Below are 12,068 nucleotides of genomic sequence, written 5' to 3' on the forward strand. Positions count from 1 at the left end.
CGAAGCCACCGTCACCATCGCCATCATCGACCAGTGGCTCCGAGCCTTACGAAACGCGGCCTAGCGGCGATGACCGCCGTCGCCGCCGCGTACGGCGCTGGCCGGCTCGGTGACCTGCCCGCCCTGACCGACGGGTTCTCCGCCGCCTTCCTCGGCGCCGCCGCCATCGCCGCTGCCGGAGCGCTGCTCGCCGCCGTCACCCTCCGCGCGCCCGCCGCAGCGACGGAGAAACCGGACGCGACCAACCATGACGGCGCCGCCGACAAGGCTGTCGTCTGATTCGTCCAGGCCCGTGTTGCCGCCGGGTGTCCGGGACCAGACGGAACCGGACACCCGGCCACGCCGGACCGCCACACGCGTGGGGGCCCGGCGCCACTCAGGCGGCGGCGTCGAGAAGGTCACCGAGCCGGAGTCAAGCGTTCGGCCCGGTTGGGGACGCTGGGATGGTGGAAAAACGTGCCCACGCCTCGTCGCTGTCGCCGAGCGCGGTTGTTACGACCGAGGTGACGGCCTGTGGGCCGCTGCGGAGGAACCGCTGCGGTGGGGCGCTCAAGAGCCGCGAACCAGGGCTCCATGATGCGGCCGGCTCGGGCTAGCAAGCCCGATGGCTACCTTCTCGGCTCGTACCGCATCGCCACTGCCCCCGAGCCGAACTCCAGCCGGCTCACGAGCTTCAAGTCGACATGTCTTGATAGCCCCGCGAACAACGTCGGCCCGTGGCCCGCGAGCCTGGGATGCACCACGAACTCGTACTCATCGATCAATCCCAGCTCCGTCAAGGCCAGCGGGAGCTTCACGCCTCCTACGAACAGTCCCTTGCCCGACTCCCGCTTGAGCTGCTGAACGGCCTTGCCCAGATCCCCGCGCACGAGTTCCGCGTTCCAATCGACCCGCTCCAGGATGCTCGACACGACGTACTTCTTTGCCGCGCTGATCGTCCGGGCGAAGGGTTCCGTCCAATCAGGTCTCGCTCCCGTCGGCGCCGGCGGCCGCCACGCTGATTCCATCATTTCGTAAGTCACCCGGCCAAAGAGAAGGGCATCGGCCTGGTTGAGGTTCTCGACCGCGTGACGATGCAGGTCCTCGTCCGCGGGGATCGCACGATGATCGCAGCACCCGTCCAATGTGACATTGATGGAGTATCGAAGGGGTCGCATTTCGCAAGAGTACTGCCGAGGGGGCAGACCGGCGGCGTATCGCTTAAATAGTGATCTGTCGTAGTGTCGGTAGGATGGTGGCTGCGGCTGGGGCTTTGGAGATAACGGGTGGACAGCGGGCTGAGCTGGAGCGGCTTGCTCGTTCGCACACCGCGCCGGCTCGGGAGGTGCGCCAGGCCAAGGCGTTGCTGTGGGCTGCGGACGGTGTTTCGAACGCCGCGGTCTCTCGTCGGTGCGCGTCCACGCCGAGGTAGAGAACCAGCAATTGCCTACCTCGGGTCGCCGAAGTAGCCCTCTTCCTCGCCGAGCAGTAGCGGCACGTCGTGGACCGACAGGTCCGGTCGAGCCCTCGCGTACCGCACCCGATGGCGCCAGCGTCCGTGTTCGAAAGCCACGTCGGCGTCGATCTCCGCCACCGCGGTCGGGTCCACCTGCACGTACCGCAGCGGCTCGGGCCGGTCCAACTGGCCGGACCGGGACGCGGGCAGCGGCTGCGGCCACGGGTGGGCGACCAAGCCGCAGCGCGGCATGCGCGGCGGTGAGAGCAGCTCGGTTAGCGCAACCCGCTGGCCGGTGGTCAGCAGGTGGGAGCGGCCCTCTGGCGATGTCAGATATCACAACTATCGGAATTGGCAGAGATCGGTAGCCCCAGCGTCTGGCCTCTCACTGCGGCGGACGCGACGGCGGGTGCCCAGTTCAGGCGACCTGGCTTGGTTCTCGCTGTAGCTGGCGGCACTCGGTGCTGCGTCTCATTGGAATCGATTGCCGATAGGCAGCGGCCTGCCCGTCAATCGATGTCGGCAACGACCATGCCCGTCGTCATCAGGGGCACCTGCGCGACCACCTCGGCATGCGGGCTGATCACGCTGGTTGCCTGCACTGCACGGTTTCGGCACGGAGTTCCCCGGCCCAAGCGATCTGGTACCGGCGCTGGGGCCGCGGAGATCGTGTAGCCAGCCGGGCTCGTACTACGGCCTGTCCTGTCGATCATGCGAGCCAGGCCAGTTCGCCTCCGCGGGCATAGGTCCGGACGGCCGTGGGAACATATCCCCTGGTCTGCCCGGAGTTTCCTTCTAGGCGGACTCGAGGACGAAGAAGAGGAAACACATGAAGGACCCGGAGCCCTTGACGGGTGGAAGCAGCTCCGCAGGAGTGTCCGGAGAAGGGGGCGGCTCGCTGATCGTCGCGATGCGGAACCCAGCAGCAGCAAAAGCATCTGCCATGGCGTGCAGCGGCCGGTGCCAGAAGGTCAGCCACGCAGTCTGGCCGTCCAGGATGTAGTCCTCGGAGTACTTCGTAAGCGCAAAGTAGTCGGCCTCGGGATACTCGATCGCATAGCCGGCGGGATGGTTGACCGAGAGCATCAGGCGACCGCCTGGCTTCAGTACGCGACGCAGCTCGGCGAGGGGGCCGGACCAGTCCTCCAGGTAGTGCAGGACCAGGGACGCGACGACGTCATCGAACTCGGCGTCTGCGAACGGCAGCGGCGCGCTCAGGTCCGCCACGTGCAAGTCGGCGTCCTCACCCAGCCTCTGGCGGGCCAGGTCGACCATGGCCGCACTCACGTCAAAGCCGGTGACCACGGCTCCCTTGGCGCGCAGCGCAGCTGACAACGGGCCGGAACCGCACCCCGCGTCGAGGATTCGGCGGCCCGAGACGTTGCCGGCGAGGCGAAGCATTGCGGGTCGCTCGTAGTAGGCGTTGAAGAGACCGGACTCGTTCTCCGCCGAGTAGGCGTCCGCAAAGTCGTCGTAGTCGGTGGTTGTCACCGTTACCCCATTCCCGTGAGAGGCAAGGATGCATTCCTACCAAAGCAGCGTGGGTGCGACAAACAAGCACCCGGCTCGTACGCGTGGGCCAGGATCCGATCCCACGTCCCGTCCGCCGTCCACCGCCGCAACCGTTCATGGCAGCTTTCCACGGCCCATAGCGGTCGGGCAGGTCCCGTCACGGCGTCCCGGTCAGCAGCTTCCACAGAATCCCGTTGATCACCTGCCAGTGATCCCGCCACCGACCCGAACGCCGACCCGGCGCGGGCAGCAACGGCTCAACCACCGTCCACGCCTTATCCGTCAACTCACCACGACCGACCACCGAGGCATGGTGAACCACCAACCCCCACAAGATCGGCAGGACGCACCCTAGATGGTTGGGTCCGAAGTTTGGGCAGGTGGTTGAGGTGGCCGTGCCGGCACGGCGAAGGGTGTCGTTGTCTGCTCGTGACTGCTGACTTCGACACCCTTCTGACCGCACTGTACGTGTTCGTCGATGATCACCTGCTGCCTCCTCGCCGACGCCGTATCGGCCGTCCCCGGCAACTGTCCGACGCTGAACTGGTGTGCCTGCTCATCGCCCAGGTCCTCTTGGAATATCCACGTGGGCGGCACTGGATGCGCTACGCCCACGCCCACCTGCGCCACCTGTTCCCCTACCTACCGACCGCCTCCGGCTACGGCAAACGGGTCCGCGCTTCCGGTCAGCATCGCGGTGCCCGCCCAGTGCGCACCGACCACGCCGTCGGCGGTGGTCGGCCCACACGGCTATCTGCTGCAGCACGCCCGTTCGGATGGGCCCGACGTGATCTGCGTCGACCTGGACCGTGCCGACCCCGCGCTCGACATCGCGCTGAACAAGGCCCGACCGTGGCGAGACACGGCACGTGCCGGTGACATCTACGCCGCCCGCCGGGTCAGCGATCCCCGCAGCACCGATCGCACCGGCACCTGATGGCACCGTGCCCGGCCAAGCAGCGGAAGTACTGAAGATCAATGTCGCATCCGCTGAATTTCGGATGTCGTCCAACAACCTGATGCGACGATTCACCGAACCTGATGCGGCCGACGTCACCGCGTCGACCGCAGCTTCCGCGAGTTCTGCGCGCATCAGGTTCGTCGAGCCAGCCGACACCCCGAGCGGCTCAGTAGATCTGATGCCGGCCAGGTCAACGCCTCGGCCCGGCATCCAGGCCCACCACAAGATGGTCGAGCACCGCCGCAGCCTGCGCGACTCCGGCGAGTACCGCACGGCCACCCCCGACGAATGGGCCGACTTCGAACAGCATTTCCAGCTACGCCGGGTAGCGCTCGGCGGCTGCTTTCGCCCTACGGCACACCCTGCGTCCACGAGCACGCCTGCATCCGCTGCCCGTACCTCCGCCTGGACCCCGCCCAGACACCATCGAAGCCAACACGAAAGATCGACTCACCGAGGCCCGCGGATGCCAGTGGCTCGGCGAGGTCGCCGCGCTCGAGGAGAGCCTGCGACACATCCGCAACAAGCGCGCCCAGCTCGAATCGACGAGCGGTCCAACCCGATATCGGGCCGCTGGGCCTGGTGCCGCTGCCGAGCAAGTGGCTGATCGGATTCAGCCCGCCGATCCCCACCGCGCACCTGACTGACTCGGCCGACGACCCACTGGTCGTGTTCAACCTCGCCGACCGGGTCCGGGAGGCCATCCAGCAGACCCTGCACGAACTCCTGGAACGTCGGCCCGACCCGTTCGGCCCCTGACCCGGCGCGGCTTCCCTGGGCGTCCCGCGCCGCGGGACCATCCGGTCGGTATCGATTAGATACGATGTGTCGATCGGTCGGTCATAAGGGGGAGTGACGTATGGGTCGTCGACGGAGGATCACCTGGCGGTATCTCGCCGCCGCGCTGCTGGCGCTGACGATGGGAGCGCTCGTCCTGCCGGCGCCCGCGCAGGCGGTGGACTACCCCGGCGGGCGGCGCATCTACAGCGTCGCGCTCGGGGCCATCCCCGCCGCCGGCGCGCCCGCCACCGGTCCGGTCTGGGTCCGGCTGGCGACCTACTACTTCTCCGGCAACGGCACGGTGACCGAGAGCTTCTGGTACTGGAACCGGGCCACCGTCGTCGGGGCCGCCGGCACAGGCGTCCGGACGACCGGCTGCACCGGCCACGACTGCGAGGTGCGGACGGCCGCCGGGTTCCAGCCCGGTGGCGTCGTGAAGTCCCTGAGCGGCACGTACACCAACTCCGGTGACAGCATCACCATCACCTGGAGCGGGGGCGTCCAGGAAACCTGGGCGGTCAGCCAGCCCGCCAGCGACCTGGCCCGGCTCGACTTCGTCAGCTCCAACTACGGGGTCACCGTCGGCTGGGGCTTCGGCAGTTCCGCCTCGAACGACGCGTACACGCCGGTCAGCAACATCCCGCTGGCCCAGTACACCGGCCGGTACGCCGGCTACAGCGGAAGCACCGGTGCCGCCGGCCCCAGCGGGATGGACCTCCGGTCGTTCGCCCGATGCAACGGGAACTGCATGAGCTGGCTCAGCCCCCCGACCGCCACCTGTTCGTCCTGCCCGAACGGCGCGACCTCCGCCCCGATCCGCTACTACCTCGCGGGAGCGGGCCGGCGGAACTTCTACGAGCACTGGTGCACCTGCCTGACGTCGAGCACCTGCTACACCGGTGGTTCGCACCGCAAGCCGCAGCTCCAGGTGATCGGCGACACTGGGACGTTCCACGGGTGGGTCGGCGTGGAGGCGTCCAACTCCACGGCGAACACCGGCTACTTCGCGGTGCACTTCCACGTGAACGTCTGACCGGCCGGGGGCACCGCCCGGCTCAGGTCAGGGTGCGCAGGTCCAGGGTCTGCCAGGCGGTCACCGTACGCCCGCCGGTGGACCACCAGAGCACGTCGCCCCGGCACAACACCAGTCCCACCCCGTCGGCCACCGCCACGGTGCGCCGCCGGGTGAGGTCGTACAGCCGCAGTTGCGTGGCGACGCCGGCGACGGCCGCCTGGACAGCGGCCTGAATGCTGTCGGGATCGGTCACGTCGAGCTGGACTGCCAGCAGGTCGCCGGTGGCGCCGACGGCCTGCTCGACCGCGCGCCGCGGCAGATCGCCGCGGACCTCACGTGGGGGTTCCGCAGACCAACTGCCGTCACACACAGCGACAGGGCTTCGAACGTCGAGCGTCGAGTTATCGGACGGTAACGGAGTGTCAACGGCGGCGCTCCCGACGGCTAGTAATACGAATTAACGGCGCACTACCCCTTGACGGGCCGTGGCTGACCTCGGCAAACTCCTCCCGGCAATACGAATTAGCGATGGGACCTGGCATGGCGGGAGGGTCAACGGATCAAGGCGGTAGAATTACTCAGCGTGACATCGCTCGCCGTGCGGGCGTGAGCCAGACGACCGTGTCGCTCGTTCTGAACAACGATTCCGAGGCGGCATCGCGGATCGCGCCGGCGACGCGCGAACGGGTGCTCCAAGTGATCCGGGAGACGGGTTACGTTGCCGACCCGCTGGCACGCAGCCTGCTGCGTCAGCACAACCAGATCCTCGGCATCTTCACCTACGAGCCGGTCTTCCCGGCCGGCAGCGCCGACTTCTACCACCCGTTCCTGGAGGGCATCGAGGCGTGCGCCGAAAGCCTCGGCTGCGACCTGCTGCTGTTTACCAGCGCGCCGGTCACCGGCGGCACCCGGCGCATCTTCCACGAGAACAACCGGCTCCGCCTGGCCGACGGTTGCGTCCTGCTGGGACGCGAGATTCCGCGGGAGGAGCTGACCCGGCTGGTCCAGGAAGGGCACGCCATCGTCTCAATCGGCCGGCGCGACGACGTCGACATTGACGGGACAGCGCCGGCCCGGTTGCCGTGGGTCGGCGCCGACTACGCCGGCGCCACCAGCGAGCTTGCCCGTCGTACCGTCGTGTTGGGGCACCGCCGGATCGCGTACGCCGGCTCGGGCGAGGGCGTCGAGTCCGCGGTCGACCGGCTCGACGGGCTGCGGGCGGTGGCGCCGGAGGTGCTGCAAGAGCGCAGCGCCGGCCGGGACCCGGCGGACTTGCTCGCGGCACTACTCGCGGCCGGCGTCACCGCCGTGTTCTGCGAGCACCCGGCGGACGCGATGGCCTTGCACGGGGCGGCGCTGGCGCGCGGGCTGCGGGTGCCTGAGGACCTGTCGCTGGTCGGGCTCGGCGAGGAGGACAGGCCGGGCGCGCTCGAACCGCCCCTCACCTGCCTGCGGATCCCCCGCCGGGAGATGGGCTGGCAGGCGGTCGAGGTGCTGGTCGAGATTCTGCACGGCACCAGTGACAACCACCAGCGACTGCTGCCCTGCGCCCTGGTCCCAGGGCAGACGCTCGGTCCACGTCAGATCTGATCCGCCCCGGCGACCGAACGGCCACGCCGGGTGCACAGCACGCAGTAAGGAAGGGAGGCAAGTGGCACAGAAACATGCGGACGTTCTTGTCGTCGGCGGTGGATCAGGTGGGGTGGCCGCGGCGCTTGGTGCGTTGCGAGCGGGCCGGTCGATGGTGCCTACCGAGGAGTTCGACTGGCTGCGCGGGCAGCTGACCAGCCAGGCGGTGCCACCGGATGAGCACAGCTGGGTGGAGCAGTCCGGTGTGACGGCCAGTTGCCGCGTCATGCGCGGCTGTCTGGGCACACCCCGGGCAGCCCGGGTGCCGACGGACCCGACCTCGAACTGCTGTCGGCACTCGCCGCCCAGGCGCCCGTGCCGGTCATCGCCGAAGGCCGCTACCGCGCCGCCGGTGACATCCGCGCGGCGTTTGCGTCGGGGGCGCATTCGGTGGTGATCGGCAACCCCATCACCTCGCCCCTGTGGATCACCCGACGGCTCGTCCCAGCTATCTCCGCCGGGACGTTCATTGCCCTGGAAAGGAAAGCCCCGTGAGAAGACGTACCCTCCTCGCCGCCGGTGCCGGCGGTCTGGCCGCCGTGGCGCTCGGTGCGCCCGCCCGCGCCACCACCGGCAAGCAGCAGGCCGCCCGTGCCGCCCGCATCGCCCTGGTGCCCCTGGACGACCGGCCCGTCAACACGTACTGCGCATCGATGACCGCAGCCAGCGCCGGAGTGGCGCTGCACCTGCCCCCGGCCGAGCTGCTCGGCCGGTTCTTCGTACCCGGTGACGGCGCCGCCATCGCCGACTGGCTCGGCACCCTTGACGTCGACGCCTACGTGATATCGGTGAGCATGCTCGCGTATGGCGGCCTGATCGCCTCGCGGACGGCCACCCCGACGCCGGAGCAGGCGCGCGCCAACGTCGCCGCGATCAAGGCACTGCGCGCCGCGCAGCCCGACGCCGTGATCGAGGTCCACGACACCATCCAGCGACTGGCCCTCACCTCGACCGGCACACCACTCGACGCCTACATCACCGCGCTGGTCACCTGGGCCAAGCTGTACGACCAGGTGGAGAACCTGGGTCAGGAGCAGCTGCGGACGCAGCTGGACGCGGCCCGCGCCGCGATCCCGGACGAGATCGTCGCGGACTACCTAGCGGCGCGCGCCCGCAATCACGAGATCAACCGCCTGATGGTCGAGTGGGTGGCCGACGGCACCATCAGCCACCTCGTGTTGTCCGAGGACGACACCGCGCCGGTCGGCCTGGCTCGTGCCGAACGGGTGGCGCTGGAACAGCTCGCCACCGAACTCGGCGTCAACGACCGTGTGGAGATCTTCCCTGGCGCCGACGAGGTCGATGCGCTGCTGGTAGCCCGGGTGATCTCCGCCGGCACGGCGCCCACCTACCGGATCGAGTACGCCGGCGTCTCCGGCGAAACCTGGACCGCCGCGCTGGAGGGCATCCCGTTCGCCGAGAACATCCGGCGACACGTGCGCTCGGTCGGTGGCACCGTGGTCGAGGGCGACGCCGACATCGTGCTCGCGGTCAACACACCGTCGGCGACAGGTGCGGACCGAGGCGCCGACCTCGACGCCTTCGTGGTCCGGGTCGACGCGCTACTGTCGTCGGGCGCGCAGGTCATCGTGGTAGACCCCGTGATCGTCAACAAGGCCGACCACGAACTGGTCGCGCGGATGGAAGCCGGTCTCGACCTGGCCGCGCTGCTGTCCTACTCGGGCTGGAACACCGGCGGTAACGCGCTCGGGCTGGCGCTGGGGCACGGCACCGCGCGTTGGGCATACCTGCGCCGCTCAACATCCGGCTTCGGCGTGCCGGCGCTGGCAGCGCCGGGCCGGGCGCACGCGGCGTACCTGCTCTACCGGTTCGTCAAGGACGACCCGTGGAAGAACATCGTGCAGACCGAGGCGTACGCGCACGCCCGTGCCCAGGGCTGGAACCCGCTGAGCCTTACCGCCGAACAGAAATCCTACTTCGACGGCTGGGTACGACAACGGCTCGAGCCGATCACCCGGGGTTACTTCGCCGAGCACTTTGCCGGCCACCCGATCGTCCTCGGACGACGTGACGCACGAACCTTCACCGCCACGCTGTCCACACTGGACAGCGTTCGCATCGACCTGCCATGGGACCGGCTGTTCGAAGTCACGCTGGAGCCGACTGTCAGCTTTGCGTAACCGTTCTGTCGGGGCCCGGCGTAGCTGTCACGCCGGGCCCCGTCTTGCCGCGACCCGGCTTGAGCTTCCCTCGCACCGGTTACGTCGGCACGACGCTCGGCCGCACCACCAGAGGTCGTACTTTCGCCCGGACGGCGCGGTCCTCGAACGGCGTCCCTTGGGCCGGCCCTGGTCGGCGGCGCGCGCGGCCCCCGCTGCGGGCCGCGCGGATCACGATGGAGAACGCCCGCCGAGGTCGTCGGTCGGTGGGCGGTCGAGGGGATTAGGCTGGCCGCAAGGGTGCGAGGCAGGGGCATTGCGTTCTCGCGGACCTGGCTTCTGAGCTGGGGTTCTTCAGGGGTGAGTGGCCTGCGTGGAGGCGGATGAAGCGGATGAAGCCCTTAAGGTGATCATGGAGTTCTTCACGCTGCATGACACCGAGGACTCCATCCGCCGATGGCATCATCTCTGATCTCCGTACTGACCGTGACAACCCCCGGGTCCGACACACCGCCGCGGCCGGTCACCGACGGCGAACGCGGCGGGCTCCTGGCCGCGGTGCGACTGGTCCCGGACCCGCGCAACCCCCGCGGGATCCGCTACCCCCTGGCGGCGCTGCTGACCGTGGCGGTGTGCGCGGTCCTGGCCGGCGCTACGTCGTTCGCCGCGATCGCCGACTGGCTCTACGACCTGGATGAGCCGGCCCAGGCACGACTTGGGTTCACCCAGGGCGTGCCAGCCGGCACGACGGTGTGGCGACTACTGACCCGCCTCGACGCCGACTCGCTCACCGCCGTCCTGGCGGACTGGCTCCGCACCCGGGCACAACCGCAGGGCCAGCCGGTGGCGATCGCGAGGCGGGTTCGGCGGGCGGTGTGGGTGAGGCGGGCGGAGACGTGTAGCAGCCGGTAGCGCAGCTTCTTCGGCTCCGCGCGGGCGAGGTCTCCGTCGAGTAGCAGGTTCTGGGTCCAGGCGATCAGGTCGATGCCGGTCAGCGCGAGCTGCAGCCAGGCCTGGTTGATCGCGAAGACGCGAGACGGAAACCGGCCGAAGCCGGTGTTCTTGCCGCAGCGGATGCGGTCTTCGACGCGGGCGTGGGCCCGATGGCGGGCTTCCAGGAACTGGATGCTGCCCTGGCCGGGTGGGGTGTCGGTGGTGATCAGCTGATGCCGCCAGCCTTCGATGGTGTCGAACAGCGACAGCTGAGCGCCGGGGTGTGGCCGTTCGCGGCGAACGATGAACCGGGTTTCGTCGGGCCAGCCGGTGGCGTCGAGTAGGCCGGTGATCTCGCAGATCTCGGCATGCTCGCGCAGTTCCCCGTCGGTGTCGAGGGCGGGGATCCAGCCGGTGGCGGCAGTGATCGCCTGGCGGACGCCTTCGGTGATCGCGGCGCCGACACTGAACCGGACGTCGAGGCGCTGCTCGCGCAGACCGCGGAGGTGGGCGAGAAAGCCGTGACTGGAGCCGGCGGAGTCGGAGCGGATCAGGATTGGGGTGCCGTGGTGGTGTTCATCCGGGATCTGGGCCGGGGCCTGATCGAGGACGGTGATGTGGTCGGCGGTGGTGTTCGACCCGGCCCGGCCCTCTCGTAGCAGGCCGGACAGTGCTTAGCCGGTGTTGTCCAGGAAGCAGAACAACGGGTGATACCCGAACGTCTTCTCCCATGTGCGGGTCGCCGCTTCCTTCTCGGAATGGCAGATCACGATCGAGGCGTCCACGTCCATCACGAGTCCCGCAACCGTCTGCCCGGCCACGCTGACCTGCGGGAACGCATGGCCGTGAATCTCGGCGTGCTGGGCCCAGGCCACCTGGCGAGCCTCGACCCGGGCGGCCCGCAGTTCGGCCAGCAGCGTTGCGTCCAGTTGCGACAGCAGCCGCCACGCCGTCGGGTCGGAGGCGACCGGCCCGAACAGGCCGGCCTGATCTCGTAGCACCGCGAGATCAGCGATCGTCTCACCACCGTCGGCCAGCATCACTGCCAGATCGACCGCGATCCGGCCCGGATCGTGCCCGCTCTGCCGCTGCCGCAACCCGGCGAAAGCCTGACTGAATGCGCTGGTCAACCCGGTCACGTCGGCCAGGTCGGCGAGCAGGCGGGCGCCCGCATGACCGACCACGCCCCGCCCGCCGCCGGTCACCACGATCTTCGGACGTGTTGCGGTAGCCTTCACCCAGCAAGTGCCTTCCGTAACGGGATGACCAGGACCTTTGACAAGCCCTATCTTCCCTGATCAGAAGGCACTTCTTCTTTCTCCGCCCACACCCTGGACGGCCCTTAACGTAGGGTCGGGAGCTGGCGCGGTGGCCCAGGTTGGCGGTAGGTCCGGCAGCCTTCAAGTTCCGGTGGTTTCCCGCCCGGTTGTCCCACTGCCGTGACCGTGGCCATGGTGCTCCGTTTCCAGCTCCCGCCACTTCGAACCGTGCGTGCGGTTTTCCCGCACACGGCTCACCGACGTCGTTCACCGCCGGCATTCGGTCTATCCCGCCGCCAAGGCTTGAAGGGCCTCGGTGCGACGACGGTTCCCACAAGCCCGATCAGGCCCAGTTGCGTCCGGCAGAGTGGTGTACGGCAGACCTGCAGCTCAGAGCCGGTTTGGCGTAGACGTGAGGCGGCCA

General features: G+C 68.8%; 10 protein-coding genes and 6 pseudogenes. 10 read left to right on the forward strand and 6 right to left on the reverse strand.

What is annotated here, in order from left to right; genetic code table 11:
• Positions 1–33: 33 nt before the first annotated feature.
• Positions 34–279 carry a hypothetical protein gene (locus V6U90_RS31115; RefSeq protein ID WP_334444365.1) on the forward strand — a complete coding sequence of 82 codons (246 nt, stop codon included), beginning with the start codon at positions 34–36 and terminating at the stop codon, positions 277–279.
• 329 nt (positions 280–608) lie between these two features.
• Here V6U90_RS31115 and V6U90_RS31120 read toward each other — a convergent pair whose 3' ends face one another.
• The 4 genes and pseudogenes from V6U90_RS31120 to V6U90_RS31135 form a co-directional block, all read right to left on the reverse strand.
• Positions 609–1,157, reverse strand: coding sequence for a dihydrofolate reductase family protein (locus V6U90_RS31120; RefSeq protein WP_334444367.1), 549 nt, complete (start codon positions 1,155–1,157; stop codon positions 609–611).
• Between the two features lie 269 nt (positions 1,158–1,426).
• On the reverse strand, positions 1,427–1,687 hold the full coding sequence (locus V6U90_RS31125) for a hypothetical protein (protein WP_334444369.1): 261 nt from the start codon (positions 1,685–1,687) through the stop codon (positions 1,427–1,429).
• A 543-nt stretch (positions 1,688–2,230) separates the two neighbouring features.
• Positions 2,231–2,926, reverse strand: a complete 696-nt coding sequence (locus V6U90_RS31130) for a class I SAM-dependent methyltransferase (protein ID WP_334444371.1) — start codon at positions 2,924–2,926, stop codon at positions 2,231–2,233.
• 80 nt (positions 2,927–3,006) lie between these two features.
• Positions 3,007–3,269, reverse strand: a pseudogene (locus V6U90_RS31135) (transposase); the annotation flags it as partial.
• A 107-nt stretch (positions 3,270–3,376) separates the two neighbouring features.
• Between V6U90_RS31135 and V6U90_RS34085 the strand changes: the two are divergent.
• From V6U90_RS34085 to V6U90_RS31150, 4 genes and pseudogenes are all read left to right on the forward strand, one after another.
• Positions 3,377–3,634 (forward strand): annotated as a pseudogene (locus V6U90_RS34085) (IS982 family transposase); the annotation flags it as partial.
• A gap of 10 nt (positions 3,635–3,644) precedes the next feature.
• Positions 3,645–3,884 (forward strand): hypothetical protein, encoded by a 240-nt coding sequence (locus V6U90_RS31140; protein ID WP_334444373.1) that lies wholly within the window; start codon positions 3,645–3,647, stop codon positions 3,882–3,884.
• 582 nt (positions 3,885–4,466) lie between these two features.
• Positions 4,467–4,667 (forward strand): annotated as a pseudogene (locus tag V6U90_RS31145) (hypothetical protein); the annotation flags it as partial.
• A gap of 100 nt (positions 4,668–4,767) precedes the next feature.
• Positions 4,768–5,721, forward strand: a complete 954-nt coding sequence (locus V6U90_RS31150) for a hypothetical protein (RefSeq protein WP_334444375.1) — start codon at positions 4,768–4,770, stop codon at positions 5,719–5,721.
• A gap of 22 nt (positions 5,722–5,743) precedes the next feature.
• Here the strand turns inward: V6U90_RS31150 and V6U90_RS31155 are convergent, their stop codons facing one another.
• Positions 5,744–6,073: a hypothetical protein gene (locus tag V6U90_RS31155; protein ID WP_334444377.1), complete on the reverse strand. Its 330-nt coding sequence runs from the start codon at positions 6,071–6,073 to the stop codon at positions 5,744–5,746.
• Between the two features lie 170 nt (positions 6,074–6,243).
• Here V6U90_RS31155 and V6U90_RS31160 point away from each other — a divergent pair, with 170 nt between their 5' ends.
• The 5 genes and pseudogenes from V6U90_RS31160 to V6U90_RS31180 form a co-directional block, all read left to right on the forward strand.
• Complete coding sequence (locus V6U90_RS31160) at positions 6,244–7,293, forward strand: LacI family DNA-binding transcriptional regulator (RefSeq protein ID WP_334444385.1); 1,050 nt, start codon at positions 6,244–6,246, stop codon at positions 7,291–7,293.
• A gap of 112 nt (positions 7,294–7,405) precedes the next feature.
• Positions 7,406–7,513, forward strand: a pseudogene (locus V6U90_RS31165) (hypothetical protein); the annotation flags it as partial.
• Between the two features lie 35 nt (positions 7,514–7,548).
• Positions 7,549–7,827, forward strand: a complete 279-nt coding sequence (locus V6U90_RS31170; protein WP_334444379.1) for a hypothetical protein — start codon at positions 7,549–7,551, stop codon at positions 7,825–7,827.
• Positions 7,824–9,473 carry a DUF4127 family protein gene (locus V6U90_RS31175; RefSeq protein ID WP_334444381.1) on the forward strand — a complete coding sequence of 550 codons (1,650 nt, stop codon included), beginning with the start codon at positions 7,824–7,826 and terminating at the stop codon, positions 9,471–9,473. The genes V6U90_RS31170 and V6U90_RS31175 overlap by 4 nt, the downstream gene beginning before the upstream one ends.
• 435 nt (positions 9,474–9,908) lie before the next feature.
• Positions 9,909–10,205 (forward strand): annotated as a pseudogene (locus tag V6U90_RS31180) (transposase family protein); the annotation flags it as partial.
• 35 nt (positions 10,206–10,240) lie between these two features.
• Here the strand turns inward: V6U90_RS31180 and V6U90_RS31185 are convergent.
• Positions 10,241–11,623, reverse strand: a pseudogene (locus V6U90_RS31185) (IS1380 family transposase); the annotation flags it as partial.
• Positions 11,624–12,068 lie beyond the last annotated feature (445 nt).

Origin of the sequence: Micromonospora sp. CPCC 206060 (assembly GCF_036906895.1) — a bacterium.
Classification (GTDB): Bacteria; Actinomycetota; Actinomycetes; order Mycobacteriales; family Micromonosporaceae; genus Micromonospora.